Genomic DNA, 15896 nt, shown 5'->3' on the forward strand with positions numbered 1-15896 from the left:
GGTGATGCTACTTCGATGGGCCAGCTCTGCAGATGCTCAGCCATCGACATGTGCAGAAGCCGTGCTGTCAGGAGGTCGCTCGATTCGCCAGACTGCAGAGGCTGCTGCGTGTGCATGTGGCGGAAAATCGGACGATGATTGATTCGCATGGGAAACGAACACCACACGCTGGAGTTGGCCACCGCGATGATGCCGACAATGTTGAAGCAGTTGGGCGAGCTGGTGGAGTGCGAATCCCCCTCGAATTCCCCTGAGGCTCTGCGTAACTGCGCCCAGCTGCTGGCACCCTGGCTAGAGAAAGCCCTTGGTCGACCCGTAGATCTCGTGTGGTCCGGAGAAAACGTGCACCTGGTAGCCCAGGCGCAGCATCCCCGCGTGTTGGTCGTTGGGCATTTCGATACGGTCTGGCCCTTGGGAACGATCACTGAATGGCGATTCGAAATCTCGGACGACGGCATCGCTACAGGCCCCGGAGTCTTCGATATGAAGGCGGGCATTGTGCAACTGCTCGCCGCACTGGAGCTGATGGTCGATGCCTCTGCTGTGAGCGTGGTGCTGACCAGCGATGAAGAAACCGGGTCAGCGACCTCATGGCCGCTGATCGAGCAGCAGGCCAAGCTCGCTGGCGTCGCACTTGTCTGTGAACCAAGCGCGGACGGTGGTGCAGTGAAGGTCGCCCGCAAGGGCATCGCGAACTATCAGGTAAAAGTGCACGGCAAAGCAGCTCACTCCGGCCTAGAGCCTGCGCTCGGTGTCAATGCCGGCGTCGAGCTGGCGCACCAGATCCTCGCGATCAATAACCTGGGCAGCGGTGATACGACGGTGACCCCCACCATGTTCTCGGCCGGTACAGCCACCAACGTCGTCCCTGAGTTCGCTATGTGCCACGTCGATGTGCGCGCCTGGACTCGCTCCGACCTCGAAGACGTTGATGACGCGATGGCAGCCTTGAAACCTCATGTCGAGGGCGCGCGGGTGGTTGTCGAGGGCGGTATCGAACGGCCGCCATTCGAACCGGCGTTGGGGGTGAACGTCTTCGCGGATGCGGCGGCGGCCGCGTGGGAGCTTGGCTTGGCGCCGTTGGCCGCCACCCGATCCGCAGGCGGATCGGACGCGAATCTCATTGCCGCGATCGGAGTTCCGACCCTGGATGGGCTCGGCGCTCTCGGCGCGCATCCTCATGGGCGTGGGGAACGTGTCGATGTGACCGTGATGGGAGAACGCGCAGCTCTCCTGTCCACGCTGTTGCATCGCCTGTCGAATCGCTCGCCAGGGCGGTAGCGCTCGACCACAATGGTTGTGGTGACGCGGATTTTGGTGTTGGGCGGAAGTTGGTTTCTCGGTCGAACGGTCGCTGAGCAAGCGGTCTCCGACGGAATGGAGGTCACCACATTCCGGCGTGGTCAATCCGGCAGCGACGCCGACGGCGTCACCCTGATCCGAGGCGATCGCACCGACCCTGCCGATCTCGCGCGATTGGCCAAAGGGGGACCGTACGACGCGGTCATCGACACATCCAGTTATGTTCCGCGCGAAACCCTGGCGGTGGCAAGAGCTTTGGAGCCGGCCGCCGCACGGTACGTGCTGATCTCCTCCGTGTCGGTGTACCAGGGTTGGCCGCTGGAGCCATTGACGGAGAAATCGCCGATCTTGCAGTGCCCGCCCGACGCTGGACCCGATTACGGCTACGACGGCGATCCCGGACCGTCCACTTATGGGTTCGGCAAGGCCGGATGTGAAGGGGCGGTGTTGCAGGTCTTCTGCGCGGATCGGTCGGTGATCCTGCGCCCTGGGGTGATCCTCGGCCCCCACGAATACGTGGGCCGCCTGCAGTGGTGGCTGCAGCGCATGCAACGCGGCGGCCGCGTCCTTGCCCCCGGCAATCCGCAGCGCCCGATCCAGCCGGTCGACGTGCGTGACGTCGCAATATTCGCGCTGCATACCGCCGCCGAGCAGCCGGGGATCTTCAATGTCACCGCAGGTGGCCACGAAACGATGGGCGACATGCTCGATGCCTGCAATCGAGCTGTCAGTGGCACGGGACAGCTGGAATGGGTGACGGACGAGCAATGGCTCGCCGGTCAAGGCGTCGCGCAATGGACCGGACTTCCGCTGTGGCGCACATACCGAGGCGCATGGGCGGTCGATTCTGAGCGCGCACGGGCAGCAGGGTTCAGCAACCGGCGTATCGGCGACACCGTCGCCGATACCTGGCGGTGGCTGAAGGACGGCGGCGCCTCAATCGTCCACGAACGAGCGGGTGAACTAGGGATCTCACCGGACCATGAAGAGGCGATCCTGCGCCTGTGGGACGCCTACCAGCTCGATCACTGCGGTATCTGACGGCGATTACGGATTCAAGGCGCGTGGCGCTGCCATTCGTGCCAGGCTGGTAGAGGTGAAATTCTCGATCGCGTCGCCGAGATCGCGGGCTTCGAGGGCACCTCGGTAGTGGGTGGTGCCCAGCATGCGCGCCAGCGCGTGCAGGCGCTGGGCTATCGCTTCGGTGCGGCGCGCAGGTGCAAGCTCGAACACCGAGATGAGCGCCGCTTGAGCGCCCGCCAAGTCGCCCCGCAGTGCACGGGCGGCACCTAGATCGACCTGTGCGCCGACAGCTCCGGCTGCCCACCGCTCTTCCTCTGGGATGGCCGCGAACAGTGCGACGGCGTCCTGGGCTTCGTGTTCAGCTTGGTCACCGTCGGCGAGAGCGACGTAGGAAGCGCCCGCGCACAGGCCGCGCCGGGCCCTGTCGAAGGCGAGCTCGCCTCCGATGTCGTCGAGGAAGGCGTCGCCGCCGGCGCGGTCGAGTTCGTTGCTGGCGGCCGCGAGCTCGGCGCGCACTTCACCGCGCGCGCCGATCATTGCCAGGGAGCGGGCGTGCACGCTGTGCAGTCGTGCTTTCGCTGTTCCGATCGGTGCCACTTCAATCGCTCGCGCGGCGATTGCGACGGCCCCGCGCGGGTGCCCCGACCAGAACATGGCGGTGACCTGCAGGGCACGTGCCCATGCCTGTAATGAGGGGTGGTCGATGACAGAGCCGTAGGTGTGCGCGGCACGTGCCTGCTCGGCGGCGGCCCCGAGCAATCCCAGATCCCAGCTCACCGACGACAGCAGGCCGCACACCTGGCCTGCGATCAAATACAGCTGGGCCTGCTGCAACGGCTTGTGAGTGCGATCAATTTGGTTGTATACGGTGTCGCGCAGCGCCACCAGATCCGACAGCATCTCCAATGGGGGAGTCACGTAATAGGCACGTGCCGCATACTCCGCAGCCGCATGTAGATGCTCGAGGACCGAAGGGTCCAGCGCCGCAGCCGCAGCGATGGCATGACTCACCGATTCGCGTCCGGCATTCACAGCGAGCTCCGTTTCATTGATGGATCGATGCTGAAAGCGAGGCGGGCCCAGCAGCTGCGCGACAGGCTCCTGAAACCACGCCTCGAGAACAAGCTGCGACTCTCCACGGGGAACCCCGGGAACACCCCCGAGCCACCTCTTGGCTTGACTGAGCGACACCTCGAGCCTCTTGCCCAGCTTCTTCTCGGCGCGGACAGAGAACTCGCGCTGAAAAGCAGGGACCGACAGCCGTCTCTGCGACGTGAGTTGTTCCAACCGGGTACGCGGCTGCTTGTTCATCCTGACCTCCGCTCAATCCAAGGTAGGGATATTTCATCCCGAAAGGCGAGAGCTGGGGAGCAAATGAGCCGGTCATGAACCGAGATGGACCGAAAATGGACCGCTAACGAACCCTGGTGCTGAGCGAGAGTGACACACAGCACTCGGTACCGGGAACCGCGATCACCTCATCGGCGCGATAGTGCATCGCCGCCAGGCTGAACCACCGCGCCGGCGATGCCCCCCGCACCGGGTGCTACCGATTAGCGCCCCTGGGGAGGTTGTCGTGCCGCCGAAGAATCTGTCGTCCCGCCCGAGCTCGAATGACCGCGGCATTCGCTGTTGCGATGGCGACGTAGATCAACTCACCGATATCACCGCGATCCGCATTCTGAATCGCGATTCCCATAGTGCTGCCTGCACCTTCTGGGTGGCAGCACACGCGTTTCTGTCCGCCGGGCTCGACGACTGAGGTTGCCGCCATGTCCGCGAAGCGCCTCCGCTCCCGACGAGAGCTCGTGCCTTGCGAGGGAAACATGCACACAGCTCTGACCGAATCCGTTGCAGCCCAACATGATCGATACCGCGAGGAGAACGGCTTCACCGATACCCATGTCGATGCGAACAACCGAATCATCCTGCGCGCGGGCCACATAGACGCTATTCAGATGCCCGCCGCTCTGGGCGACCGGGTACGGATCGAGCTGAGCCGTCAACTACTGACAGCGCCGATCATCGAAAACTGCTGCACCGGCTGTCTGACGATTCTCACCAACGGAGCACCCGCCGAGGACACCCGCAGCATCTACCTGTTCTCGAAGTTGTACCGCGTGCAGGCGATTCGCACCCCGAAGGGCGCACTGATCATGCTGCCGGGTCCCGCCGACAAGGTGCGTGTCTGGCTCGATGCGCCCATAGGCACCTTCCGCCCGCCCTTCAACACGGCTGTAGCAATCACTTTGGATGCCGCGAAAACCCTTCCCCGAGTGGTGGACTAACCATGAGCAACGGCTGCTTCCCTACCGCAGAGCCGGATCTGATCGCGAGATTCGCTAAAGCAGTGGGTGATTTGATGCCGAAGGAACAGACCGCGTCCGAGTGCACCGCTAAGTCCACACGTCTGGGCGGGTGCCGCTAATGACCGTTATGCCCTGGTTGCCGTTGGCGGCCTTCGTCGGGGTCGCAGTGGCGCTCGCGTACGTCCTGCGGGCTCGAACACCGAACGGGCCGAGCGTGTGGGATATCCAGGCCGAACTACCCCACCGCGCCTGCGAGATGCCCCCCACCGTCGAGGAAGCCGAGCGCGATGCCCACAAGCACAAGCGTTGCCGCCCCGAGGGCTGCCCACGCCGCTGCGCTGCGCTGCGCGTGCTCTACGAAGCCCACCGAGTGGATCTGCCCGACCCGCTCTACCAGCTGCTCTACGAGCAGCTCGAAAGCGACTGACATCCGATCGCACCCAACCAACCCGAGAAGACTGCTAGCAGTACAGGAGATCGATCATGCTCACTGGCGCGCATCGGCCCGTCGCCACCGTGATAGGCGCCGTGCAGGACAGGATTCTCGTCGTCGATGATCTGGCCGGCCAATGCAGCGTCGACATGCACATGCGCGCACCGCCCTGCGGCCCGTTCGCCGTTCTCGTCCTACGCCCAACAAACACTGATATGGAGGAATATCTTGTCCGAATTCGTGTGGTTGAACGGTAGTTTCGGTTCAGGGAAGTCATCGATCGCCAAGGAGCTGGTTGCGGCGCACCCGCAGTGGCGATTGTTCGATCCTGAGTATGTCGGGTTCATGCTCGGCCCGCAGTTTCCCGACTCCGCGGTCGTCGACTTTCAGGACTTTCCGTCGTGGCGACGGCTCGTCCCGATCGTCGCCGACGACATCGCCTGCGAGACCGGCCAGAACCTGGTCATCGTGCAAACCCTGCTGAAGCAGCAGTACTGGACCGAAATCGCCGAAGGCATCCGCGCGCAAGGGCATTCGCTTCGCCACATAGTGATCGACGCGAGCCCTGAGACACTGCGGCGGCGCATCACCGAAGACCAGGTTCTGCACCGCGCTGCCGGCTGGCGCCTGCAGCACATTCCCACCTTCATCGACGCCCGTCGCGACTGGCTGGCCGCTGCGGCCGACCTGGTGATCGACACCGACTCGCTGAGCCCGATCCAGGCCGCCAACGAGATCGCGCAATGGACCACCAAACCCGCACCCGGAGAAGCGCCATGACTACCCGCACCGACAATTCGGCCGCCACTGCTGCACCGCCCGCGTTCGATGCCGACCCGATCGCGGCGGTCGCAAGGATTCGACAAGACTGCCAGCGTGACGGGTTCGCCCTGTTCACGGTCCTCGACGCCACCCGCGCGGGCCGGGCGATCCTCACCGAGATGGCCTCGCGGCTCGATATCGGCTCCACCTACGTCCCGGCAATATATGCCTCGGACCCGAACCGATTCGGATATGGCGGCGACGGCTTCAATACGGTCTCACCGAAAGTCTCGACCGGCGAGCACCGGTATTTCGGGACCGGTGCGGCGCAAGGGTTTCACACCGACGGAACCCTCGAGCCGATCGGATCGGTGGGTACATCGCTACTGTGGTTCGAACGCGCCGCCGCAGAGGGCGGGCACAGCACGATCTTTCGCGCGGTCCCCGCGTTCGAGCACCTGCGCCGTATCTACCCGGCCGGGGCTGCGGCATTGATGACCGACGACGCGCTGACACGGGTGGCGACCTCGTTCCAGCCACCGCCGCGTGCGACCGGACCAGCATTCGCCGATCTCGATATCGGTCTGCGCACACGGTGGGCCGACGACGGATCCGAGATATGGCAACTGGCAGGTGATCTCGGGCGGCAGCGGGCGGGGGCAGTCGAATGGCTGCGACGGATGTCGCAGGTCGGCAGTCCGTATCGGCGAGATGTCGCGATCCCGTCACGCACGGGGCTGGTGTTGTGCAACGGGCGGATAGCGCACGGCCGCACCGGATTCGCCGCTGGTGCGGGCCAGCGGATGCTGATCCGCGGCCTGTACACCCGGGAGGTCGTGTAGATGAAAGCCGCCCACCTGGTGACCGCCGATTCTGCCGCTCGCCTCGCCGACTTCGCCGCCCGCACCCGGGCCGCCGAAATGCTGAATCGGACCGCGATCAATCTGGTACCCAGCGAGAACCGGATGAGCCCGGCCGCGCACGCGATGCTCGCAACCGACTATGCCAACCGCTATTTCTTCAACCAAACCCTCGCGCCGCAGGGCTGGGAATTCCGTGGCGGCGAAGGATTAGCCGACCTGGAAACGGCAGGCTGTCAGGCACTTTCGCGGCTCACCGGTGCCGAGTTCGTGAATCTGCGCCCGCTCTCGGGGCTGAACGGCATGATGATCGCGTTGTCCGGGCTGGGTGGTGAGCCGGGGGCGAGGGTGGTGACGATCGCACCGGCCTGTGGTGGGCACTACGCCACCGGTGCGCTGATCCGACGGTTCGGCTACCAGTGGGTGCCCGTCAATTGCGTCGACGGGCGCGTGGACCTGACCCAACTCGAGCAGGCCCTCGCCACCGGGGTATCGCTGATATACGCGGACCTGCAGAACTCCCGCCACATGCTGGATGTGACGGCAATCGGCGAGGTGGCGCGCCGGTATCCGGGAACCCGGTTGCATGTCGACTGCAGCCACACCCTGGGTCTAATCCTTGGGGGCGCGCACCCCAACCCGCTCGATCACGGCGCGCAGTCGATCAGTAGCTCGCTGCACAAATCATTCCCCGGCCCGCATCACGGCCTGCTGGCCACCCGTGACGCCGACATCGATGCACTGCTTCGGGATGCGCAGTTCACGTTGGTGAGCAGCCATCACTTCAGTGCGGCGCTCGCGGCCGCAGTGACTGCCCTGGAATTCGAGATCTACGGATCCGGGTACGCCGATGCGGTGATCGCCAACGCGCGTGCGCTGGCTACAGCCTTGGCCGACTACGGATTCGACGTCGTCGGCGACGCGGGCAGCGGGTATACCGACACCCATCAGGTATGGGTGCGTCTGCCCGATCCGGTCGGGGTGTCGGATCGGTTGGCGCGCTGGGGAATTCGGGTGAACATCCAATCCGATCTGCCGGGCTGCCCGGGGCGGATGTGGCGGCTAGGGGCCGCCGAACCCACCGTGCTCGGTGCCACCACTACCGACATGCACGAGCTGGCCGCCGTGATAGCCCAGGCACGCGACGGACACACCAGCAGCCACGTCAGGGGCTTGAGCGAGCTGCGGCAGCGACTCGGCCGGCACCCGTGGTGGAGCCGCACCAATGAATCGGAAAGGGCATACCTGTGACAACTATCGTCGTACTCGCGGCCGGAACCGGAGGACGGTTCGGGTCAACGTATCCGAAGGAACTACACACCATCGCACCGCACACCGCGGTGATCGACCCGCTTATGGAAGCGATCGACGCGCTACCGCTCCCGGACATCAAACTCATCGTCGTCATTTCCCCCGCGAAACTCGCGCTGGTAGCTCACCTCGAGCGCTACCACCGCAACACCTCGTTCGTGCTGCAAAGACCTGTCGTGCCGGACGGGATGGCGGCGGCACTGCTGTCGGCGGTGCCGTGGTGCGACGACACAACGCTGGTCTGCTTGGGCGACATGGTGTATCTGACTGATCCGGTGCTGGCGCTCACCGAGGCCTTGGACCTCACCCAGGCAGGTGCGCCGGTCACCGTTGTGGCCGCAGCCACCGAAGATCCGAACCGGTTGCGGGTGGAAGGCGCACTCGCCGTCACCGACGGCATTGTGACGGCCGCGCGTGAAAAGCCCACCAATCCCACCGGATTCAATGCCACCTGGTCCGCGTTGGCCATCAACAAGTCGATGCTCAAACCGGTCGGATACGGGCTGGCAGAGCATGTCACTGACTGCTTTGTCGACGCACCGGTGGTGTGGGGGCCGGACTTCGTCAACTTCAACGTGCCACCCACCCTCCTGCCGGTTACGTCGGTGGCGGAGGGTGCGCTGCGATGACTCTCTTGCTCGACGCCGGCGATTATCCGCTGGGCCAGACCACTATCAGTGGTATCGGGTTGCGGGTAGCGGAACTGGCTGCGGCCCTGGCCCACCATTTTCCCGTCCGCATCTACAGTCCCGCCACCGGCGCGCAGGAACCGGTCAGCGTCGGCGGCGCCGAGGTGACGACCATTGCCGCCGATTGGTCGAACCTGCTCGCGGACGCCGAGGTGGTGTTCTTCTTCGATATGCCCGACCCGTCCCGCATCCAGCAGGCCAACGGGGCAGGCAAGCTCATCGTGAGCGAGAACGCCCCACCCATCGAACACCTCGAATACCCGCGGTTGCGCCCCGGCGGTGTCTTCGACACGGTGACCTATCAGCGGCTGATCGACACCTACCGCATGCAACTGACGCATTCGCACCTGTTCACCGCCCGCTCCCACATCGGGCGGGTGACATTGATCGCCAACTTGTGCGCCTACGGCCTGCTACGCATCGAGGATCTGGACCGATCACGGCGTCTGGACCACCGGATCACCACCATCCCGATCGGCTACAGCACCACCACCGTCGGCGCACACCACCACTGCGGCGACGAGGTCGGTGGGCAACGCAACGAGGTTCTGTGGACCGGTGGGTTATGGCAGTTCTATGACCCGGCGGCCGCGGTCCGCGGAGTCGCGGCGGCTCGCGCGAACGGCATCGAGATCTGTTTGCGGTTCCTGCACGCCGCACCGCACCCGGACACCCATGCCGTCCGCGCCGAAATCACAAGGACCGGTCTCGAGCTCGGAATCGCGGAACAGGTTGTCCTGCACACTGATCCGATTCGCCACGATGACCGCGACCGCTATCTCAGGAACGCCGCCGGGCTGATCTGCCTCGCGCGGCGCGGAATCGAGAACGAAACCAGCGTGCGGCTGCGCGTACGCGACTCGCGCCTCTACGGCATGCCGCTGCTGGTAGATCCATTCGGCGCCACCGCCACCGAACTCGCCCACGACGGCCTGGCCATCGCGGTCGACCCGGACGACCCCTACACCGTCGGCTCCTACCTGGCCACGCTCGCCACCCACCGCACGACAAGACAAGTCAATCCCGAGGTTTGGGCCTACGAGCACACCACAGCGCCGCTCGTCGCACAGCTGCGCGAGCACCTGAAGTGAAAGCATCAGCATGACAACAGATTTCGATCCAGCACCCACATGGCCGAACACGGCGGTGGCGCGGAGCGACGACGATTTCGACTACATCCCGTGGTGGACACGCGCCGCGATCACCAGCGTGGTCGATGAGATCGACACCGGCACCTGGTGCCTGATGTGCGACCTGGTTACCGACCCGGCCGCCGTCTCCGGACCACGGCTGCGCGCCGGGACTGCAGCGATAACCGCAGTCATGGAGTCGCTGTGGATGCGGCGTGCCCTCCACCACACTCCAACGTCCGGCCGACAGCAGCTTCCCGACCGATTCATGCCCTTGACCACCGCAGACCCTGCCACTTGGCATCGGCTCGGCCGCATCGGCGCGGCGTGGTGTCTGGCACGGCTGGCCCTGTTCGCCCGACATCTTCCTCACCGACCTGGCTGCCGATTCCCTCATCACCAGATCGGCGACATCGGGGCCCGCTCGTGGCAGATACTCACCCACGACGACGGAAGCTACCTCTACACAGCGGCATTGGCCGCTCGCTACGACCGCGACCGGCCCTTCGTCGATCCAGAATTCACCGAGGCGATCACCGCTATCGCCCACACCCATCTGGCCGGCCGCGACGCAATCGAGTTCGGCGCGGGCACCGGAACCATCACCCGAACGATCGCACCGCACGCCCGCAGCGTGGTCGCGATCGAGCCCGCGATCGGCATGCGCACCCAGTTGCACAAACACACCATCGCGTTCGGCCACGTCCAGGTACGGGCGGCGGACTGCATGACGGTAGACCAGCCCGACGGCAGCGCCGATGCCGTATACGAGCACGCCGCACTGTGTTTCATCGACGAACCACTGTTCGCGGTCGCCGAAGCCGCCCGGCTGCTACGCCCCGGCGGCACACTCGTGCGCATCATCCCCGCCACCGAGCTACCCGAACAGATCGTCGCGTTCACCACTGAGTTCCACACTCAGTTGCGCCGCCTGGGCCACGGCCGGGGCCGGATCGTCACCGACGGTAACAACCGGCGGATCACCGACTGGCTCGCAGGCGACGAGATCACCACCCAGGTTGACACCGTCGCCACCTGGACCAGCCAGCAGCCCTTACGTCGACACGCCGCACCACTGCTCAACGGCAGCTACCCCTACCTGGCGGCCATTCCCGCTCAGCACCGCCGCCGCGCGATCGACGCTGCCCTGACCGCCACACGGCTGGACTGGGACGCCCCGGTCCTCAGCACACGCTCGATCAGCACTGCGACCTCGATCCTGGGTGGCGCCTGCCTGCTGCGGCCCGCCGGAGCACTTCGATGACGATCACAGTCCTCGCCGCCTACGCGCCCGGTCCAGGGCACTACAACACCCTGCGGCCGCTGGTAGAAGACCTTGCCGCGCAACCGAACTGCCGGGTGTATTGGTGCGGAAGCCAGGCAGTCGCCAACTTCGTCGACACCGCACCGGTCGCCGTGCCACACCGCCCCGCAGGGTTCGAGACCTTCCTGCCCAGCAGTGCGGGCGTGTCCGGCGACGACATTATTCGTCGCATGGGGCAGCGCAGCCGCGACGATATCGGGCGACTGATGGAGGAGCTACATCCTGATCTGGTCATCTGCGACACCTCGGAGCGGGGCGCCGTCCTCGCCGCACGCGACCGCGATGTGCCGTTTCTTCGGGTGGTCTCCTGCGCCGACGCTGCCACCGCCCGCAGCAGCACGCTGGAAGCTCGCCGCCGCACACTGATTCGCGGCCAAGACGGCGACGACCTGCGATCGCCCTGGAATCTGGGAACAGTCGGATTCGGGCCACGATGGTTCTTCACCGACGATCATGAGCCCGGAGAACGACTGCGGTGCTACCGATACCGGCCATCCGGATCAACACCGGTACACCCGCCGTCGCGGCCTGCGCGGCCCCGGGCGCTGATCAGTTTCGGCACCTTCATCACCGAGCCCTCCGCCGAGATGCTTGAGCAGGCCATGCTGGGGCTTGTCGACGCCGGAATCAAGTCGATCACGATCAAAATCCGGCTTCCTACATCACGAGCAAGACTACAAGAGTGGACCGAACTCAACAGTGCCAGAACGGATTCCGTCATCGAGGTGTGCAGCGAGCTGGACCTGGCCCACCACCTGACCGAAGCCGACATACTTCTCTGCCACGGCAGCGCCACCTCCACACTCGAAGCCCTCTACCGTCAGGTCACACCGGTCATAGCGCCCTCACACAACGACGCCTACTTCGTTGCACGCCGATGCGCCGACTCGAACACGGCCATAACTATCGACTGGGCAACAGGTTTCACCCGTCAAAACATCCGAACTGCAGCGACCACCGCCCTGCACTCACTGCGCATTGCTGACGGTATCGAACGATTCACCCTCGACAACAATGAACTACAACCGATCAACAGCCTCGCCGAACATCTGACGCGAACAGTCGGCAAGAACGCCACACGGTAACTCTCATCCAGCCCGACATCGCCAGCTCCGTCGCCGGGCCGTCACGACTGGCGCGGCGTCGTCCGAGAGCTGGCTGCACAATCCCCGGGGGGCGGGGACAAACACCCGGAAACAAGGGATCGCCGCCTCGACAACCTGACCTCGACTCCCCACTGCTTTGCCGGTGAAATCCGACGTCGATCATCGGCGGACGATTCGCCGTGAAGCGCGGTCACGATCCGATGGCATCGGCGAAATCCGAAGCCATCGACTGGCGCGTTCAGTTGCCTCGGCGCGTCCGCCGAACGCACTATTCTAGCCGAATGCAGGATCACGCCTCCCGGGACGGGATCGTTCACCATGGCAAGCTCACGGCATGGACAGCGCGCTTACCTTCGACACCGGGCGGTTGGTGTTGCTGGATCGGGGCACCTACCGTTGGGTGAGCCTGAAGAGGTTCCGGATTGACTCAGCGCGGCCGGTCTCCGAGTTGCTGTCCGCGCTTGTCGCACATCCGAGTTACCGCGACCACTTCGCGTCTGCCTTCGAAACCCAAGGCATCCACACGCTGCACGGACCGTACCGGGTGGAGTGCATCACGGCGGATACCTTCCGGTCTATCAACTCCTCGTCGGCACGGACCTTGTTGCAGGACTGGGCGGGCAATGCTGGGGTGCCGGTGTCCCGGGAGGTTCAAGCCGAGTTGGACACGCAAGTGTTTCCGTTGTTGGAGGCACCGGAGTTGTTTCAACTGCCCGACCTTCGCCCTGATGCCCAGCATGACTGGGGTTGGGTTGTGGGCGTCGACGGCTTTCATGAACTAGTAGCGATCGATCAAGCGGATCGAGTGCTCACTCTTATCGTGGCAGCAGACGACTAGCGAAGACTTCCGCTCATGCCGCGATCCGCGCCGCTCCTACCGAGCACCTGGACCGAACGCTGGCGTACAAGCTGTTGCCGCGCAGGAACATCCGGCGATCGATATCCTGACTGCGTCGGTAGTAGTCGATGAAGGAGGAAGCAATGACGGAGATATCGGCGCAGGACAGTTCGGGGTACTCCGGCGACGGGCCCGTGCCCATCCCCCCCGACATCGACCTCGACGACTTGATATCCCCCGACATAACAGGCGGCCCGGGGTCCCGCGACGTTGAAGACAACTCGGCGTCCCTCAGCCTCGACGACTTGGCGTCCACCGACGATGAATGAGGCTTGCAGTAAGGCGGCCAGTTGCCATGATGTGCGGTAGCTGACGGACAGCCCGATTCCGGAGAACTGGAATCGGGCTGTGTCGTTGACGCACTGTATTGCCGCGACTCGCGAGTTGGTCGGCCACCCAAACCGCTTGGCTGTCAGCGCTTCCCGGTGCACGCTTATGGCGCACACCGCACCCACCGAACCGGCCAGCGTGGCGCGGTCCGAGGCGATCGGCCAAGCTCTCGGATCTCCATGTACGGTAACCATCGCAAATGATTGCTTCGCATACGATTACCGCCATGGCATTCCGTCGCAACGTTGACCTCCGACACTACCCGGACTATGCGCACAACGGTCCGGCACACTCGGCCGCGACACCGGTTTGCTCAGTGATCTCCTTGGTGCTGTCGGCGCTGTCGGTCGTTATCGGCCCGGCTTTGGTCATTCCTGCGTTCGTGCTGAGCGGCATCGGCCACTGGAGACGCGAGCGAGTCGCTGGTTTCGCGCTCTTCTCCTCGATTCTGTCGATGCTGCTCATCCCGTTCTCCCACACGATTACCGGCACATTCGCCGGCTCCTGACACCCCCGATACGACCACGCCAGGACCAACCTCGACCAGCACCCGAACTACATCCTGTCCGCATACATGGCCGGTTGGACCACAGACCGGCCCTGCCCCGGTTGGCCTCATCGTTCCGGAGCTCGGAAACGACGGCATCGCCCCTGGCGACCCTCTCGTCCGTGGTGCTGAGAATCGTTAGCTGCGCGGCCCACGAACATCCTCAACTAGCCGCTTACAAGGGCATTCACGCCGGACAGGCTGCGGCCGGGTACTGAGGATCAATGCCCGCGATCTACCAGGCGGGCCGATATCTTGATGCCGTGAGCGATGATGCTGTTCGGCCCGAGTGGTGCGTGGTCGCGTCGTTGTTGCCTTACCCGTACAAGGAGTCTGGTCCCAACGCTGAACTGCGTAGCCACAAGATCTTCCCGGCTGGTGCGAAGCTTCATGTGATCGGCGGTTTCGCAGGGACGGGTCATGAGGTGGTGACCGTGGTCGGCACGGCTCACCGCCGCCGGTACGTCACCGCCCATATCCAGGCTCGATACCTCGGCGATTGGCGAGTGGCTTTGATCTATCGGCCCGCGGTGCTGCGAGCGATCCATCAGGCCGAGATCGACAACCGATGGAGCGCTCATCGCTGGAATCAGCAAGGCTTCGAACTGGATTCACCCGAGTATGGCGAGTACCTCCGGCGAATCGCCGAGAGCTTCCAGCGCACTCAGCGTGACAGAACCGACGACGAGTAGCGCGTCTACCTCGTGGCGTGGCCGTCGGCGAGAACGTCCGGAAATGCCGCGACCCGGGCGTTGGTCGGGCGTCCAAACTGGTTGGCCGACAGCAGCTTCCCAACACACGCTGCTGCCGAGTTCCGTGCATGGCACTCGGCGGACAGGTCCGTTCACTTACCTTCGTCCGTGTCACAGAACATTGGATATCTCGACTCGCTGGACGGTCGGGATGTCGCAAACCCCGCCGGGCGGCCAGTCGAACATGCGAAACTATCGTCGACAAGATCGCTGGCGTTGCCATCTCGTCGGTGGGTATGCAGCCAGAGGTTCCGGTCGACGATCTCGTTTTCGAATCGGCTTCGCTCGGTTGATTTTTCGTGCGCTGGGCTGTCGGCGCAATCGGTGACCGCAGCGAAACTGGCCGAACGAAATGTGCCGGTGTAGTCACCCTGAGTCAATGAACGGATTCCAGGTTCGAGTACCGCTAGGTTTCCACCACCCCGGCACGATCGTCCAGCGTGGTCAGTCTCGATGAGATCGACGCGCTGCTGCACCTCGCTGACTTCGTTGCCCGCCGCTCAATCACACGGAAGGAAAAAGAGATGCACCGTTCCTCAGTTCTCGCGTTCCTTGCTCCGATGATCGCTACCGGCGCGCTCGTGCTGCCCACACCCGCCGCCCACGCCGAGGTGGTCGACGTGTGGAGCACGAACGCAAACATGAGCGCCTGTAAGCACAATGTCCTCAACAACTACTGCTTCGGCCTCGAAGACGGCCAAGCAATCGGCCTCATCGACGCCAATCTCACCGTCGACGAACTCGACCAAAGCCTCGGCATCCCCTACCTCGACGAGAACCTTCTGCCCACCCCAGAAGGCCCTGACAACCCGGTCGTAGAGATCTGGAACAACACCACCATCTGGGCCTACGCCGTCCCCGGGGCATCACTCGCAGACGCTATCGCCAACGGAGACACCATCTACGCCATCCCGGCCGGTGCCGACTTAACCGGCCCCGCCGTGGACCTCAGCATCGACGATGACCTCGACGACGTGACTTGCGTCGTTGGGATCGGCAGGAACTGCAATAACAGGGGTCCGCGTATCTACTGATCTCCCGCATCGGTCAGAATCCCCCGAACGCAAAACCGTCCATGATCTCTTGCCCCTCAACTTGATTCGCTCGCGCCCAGGCGAAC

Annotated in this window: 17 protein-coding genes; 16 read left to right on the forward strand and 1 reads right to left on the reverse strand. The window is 64.2% G+C overall.

Going from position 1 to position 15896, the window contains the following annotated elements:
* Positions 1–147: 147 nt before the first annotated feature.
* Both OG326_RS34480 and OG326_RS34485 read left to right on the forward strand, forming a co-directional pair.
* Positions 148–1281: a M20/M25/M40 family metallo-hydrolase gene (locus OG326_RS34480; protein ID WP_327141309.1), complete on the forward strand. Its 1134-nt coding sequence runs from the start codon at positions 148–150 to the stop codon at positions 1279–1281.
* A gap of 12 nt (positions 1282–1293) precedes the next feature.
* A complete protein-coding gene (locus OG326_RS34485) occupies positions 1294–2343 on the forward strand; it encodes an NAD-dependent epimerase/dehydratase family protein (RefSeq protein ID WP_327141310.1) in 1050 nt (349 codons plus the stop codon).
* Between the two features lie 6 nt (positions 2344–2349).
* Here the strand turns inward: OG326_RS34485 and OG326_RS34490 are convergent, their stop codons facing one another.
* Positions 2350–3636, reverse strand: coding sequence for a hypothetical protein (locus OG326_RS34490; RefSeq protein ID WP_327141311.1), 1287 nt, complete (start codon positions 3634–3636; stop codon positions 2350–2352).
* 515 nt (positions 3637–4151) lie between these two features.
* On the opposite strand from OG326_RS34490, the gene OG326_RS34495 reads away from it, so the two are divergent.
* From OG326_RS34495 to OG326_RS34560, 14 genes are all read left to right on the forward strand, one after another.
* Complete coding sequence (locus tag OG326_RS34495; RefSeq protein ID WP_327141312.1) at positions 4152–4613, forward strand: hypothetical protein; 462 nt, start codon at positions 4152–4154, stop codon at positions 4611–4613.
* Between the two features lie 139 nt (positions 4614–4752).
* A complete protein-coding gene (locus tag OG326_RS34500; RefSeq protein WP_327141313.1) occupies positions 4753–5061 on the forward strand; it encodes a hypothetical protein in 309 nt (102 codons plus the stop codon).
* A gap of 126 nt (positions 5062–5187) precedes the next feature.
* Positions 5188–5847, forward strand: coding sequence for an AAA family ATPase (locus OG326_RS34505; protein ID WP_327141314.1), 660 nt, complete (start codon positions 5188–5190; stop codon positions 5845–5847).
* On the forward strand, positions 5844–6671 hold the full coding sequence (locus OG326_RS34510; RefSeq protein ID WP_327141315.1) for a TauD/TfdA family dioxygenase: 828 nt from the start codon (positions 5844–5846) through the stop codon (positions 6669–6671). The genes OG326_RS34505 and OG326_RS34510 overlap by 4 nt, the downstream gene beginning before the upstream one ends.
* The gene (locus OG326_RS34515; RefSeq protein ID WP_327141316.1) at positions 6672–7940 is read left to right on the forward strand and encodes a hypothetical protein; all 1269 of its coding nucleotides are present in this window, start codon (positions 6672–6674) and stop codon (positions 7938–7940) included.
* Positions 7937–8629, forward strand: coding sequence for an NTP transferase domain-containing protein (locus OG326_RS34520; RefSeq protein WP_327141317.1), 693 nt, complete (start codon positions 7937–7939; stop codon positions 8627–8629). Before OG326_RS34515 ends, OG326_RS34520 begins: the two co-directional genes overlap by 4 nt.
* Positions 8626–9780, forward strand: a complete 1155-nt coding sequence (locus OG326_RS34525; RefSeq protein WP_327141318.1) for a hypothetical protein — start codon at positions 8626–8628, stop codon at positions 9778–9780. Before OG326_RS34520 ends, OG326_RS34525 begins: the two co-directional genes overlap by 4 nt.
* Before the next feature lie 10 nt (positions 9781–9790).
* Entirely contained in the window at positions 9791–11083 is a 1293-nt protein-coding gene (locus OG326_RS34530) for a class I SAM-dependent methyltransferase (RefSeq protein ID WP_327141319.1), read from the forward strand.
* Positions 11080–12228, forward strand: a complete 1149-nt coding sequence (locus OG326_RS34535) for a glycosyltransferase (RefSeq protein ID WP_327141320.1) — start codon at positions 11080–11082, stop codon at positions 12226–12228. Before OG326_RS34530 ends, OG326_RS34535 begins: the two co-directional genes overlap by 4 nt.
* Before the next feature lie 355 nt (positions 12229–12583).
* Complete coding sequence (locus OG326_RS34540; protein ID WP_327141321.1) at positions 12584–13087, forward strand: hypothetical protein; 504 nt, start codon at positions 12584–12586, stop codon at positions 13085–13087.
* Between the two features lie 143 nt (positions 13088–13230).
* Positions 13231–13416 (forward strand): hypothetical protein, encoded by a 186-nt coding sequence (locus OG326_RS34545; RefSeq protein ID WP_327141322.1) that lies wholly within the window; start codon positions 13231–13233, stop codon positions 13414–13416.
* Positions 13417–13703: 287 nt separating this feature from the next.
* Positions 13704–13985, forward strand: coding sequence for a hypothetical protein (locus OG326_RS34550; RefSeq protein WP_327141323.1), 282 nt, complete (start codon positions 13704–13706; stop codon positions 13983–13985).
* A gap of 263 nt (positions 13986–14248) precedes the next feature.
* Entirely contained in the window at positions 14249–14716 is a 468-nt protein-coding gene (locus OG326_RS34555) for a hypothetical protein (protein WP_327141324.1), read from the forward strand.
* Between the two features lie 500 nt (positions 14717–15216).
* Positions 15217–15810, forward strand: a complete 594-nt coding sequence (locus tag OG326_RS34560) for a hypothetical protein (protein ID WP_327141325.1) — start codon at positions 15217–15219, stop codon at positions 15808–15810.
* Positions 15811–15896 lie beyond the last annotated feature (86 nt).

It is taken from the genome of Nocardia sp. NBC_01327 (assembly GCF_035958815.1).
Lineage (GTDB): Bacteria > Actinomycetota > Actinomycetes > Mycobacteriales > Mycobacteriaceae > Nocardia.

Excerpts from the sequence above, each read along its gene's own strand:
- OG326_RS34550 (WP_327141323.1), top strand. The coding sequence starts at position 13,704 with ATGGCATTCCGTCGCAACGTTGACCTCCGACACTACCCGGACTATGCG.
- OG326_RS34485 (WP_327141310.1), top strand. The coding sequence starts at position 1,294 with ATGGTTGTGGTGACGCGGATTTTGGTGTTGGGCGGAAGTTGGTTTCTC.
- OG326_RS34535 (WP_327141320.1), top strand. The coding sequence starts at position 11,080 with ATGACGATCACAGTCCTCGCCGCCTACGCGCCCGGTCCAGGGCACTAC.
- OG326_RS34545 (WP_327141322.1), top strand. The coding sequence starts at position 13,231 with ATGACGGAGATATCGGCGCAGGACAGTTCGGGGTACTCCGGCGACGGG.
- OG326_RS34525 (WP_327141318.1), top strand. The coding sequence starts at position 8,626 with ATGACTCTCTTGCTCGACGCCGGCGATTATCCGCTGGGCCAGACCACT.
- OG326_RS34490 (WP_327141311.1), bottom strand. The coding sequence starts at position 3,636 with ATGAACAAGCAGCCGCGTACCCGGTTGGAACAACTCACGTCGCAGAGA.
- OG326_RS34495 (WP_327141312.1), top strand. The coding sequence starts at position 4,152 with ATGCACACAGCTCTGACCGAATCCGTTGCAGCCCAACATGATCGATAC.
- OG326_RS34530 (WP_327141319.1), top strand. The coding sequence starts at position 9,791 with ATGACAACAGATTTCGATCCAGCACCCACATGGCCGAACACGGCGGTG.
- OG326_RS34515 (WP_327141316.1), top strand. The coding sequence starts at position 6,672 with ATGAAAGCCGCCCACCTGGTGACCGCCGATTCTGCCGCTCGCCTCGCC.
- OG326_RS34480 (WP_327141309.1), top strand. The coding sequence starts at position 148 with ATGGGAAACGAACACCACACGCTGGAGTTGGCCACCGCGATGATGCCG.
- OG326_RS34555 (WP_327141324.1), top strand. The coding sequence starts at position 14,249 with ATGCCCGCGATCTACCAGGCGGGCCGATATCTTGATGCCGTGAGCGAT.
- OG326_RS34505 (WP_327141314.1), top strand. The coding sequence starts at position 5,188 with ATGATCTGGCCGGCCAATGCAGCGTCGACATGCACATGCGCGCACCGC.
- OG326_RS34510 (WP_327141315.1), top strand. The coding sequence starts at position 5,844 with ATGACTACCCGCACCGACAATTCGGCCGCCACTGCTGCACCGCCCGCG.
- OG326_RS34500 (WP_327141313.1), top strand. The coding sequence starts at position 4,753 with ATGACCGTTATGCCCTGGTTGCCGTTGGCGGCCTTCGTCGGGGTCGCA.
- OG326_RS34540 (WP_327141321.1), top strand. The coding sequence starts at position 12,584 with ATGGACAGCGCGCTTACCTTCGACACCGGGCGGTTGGTGTTGCTGGAT.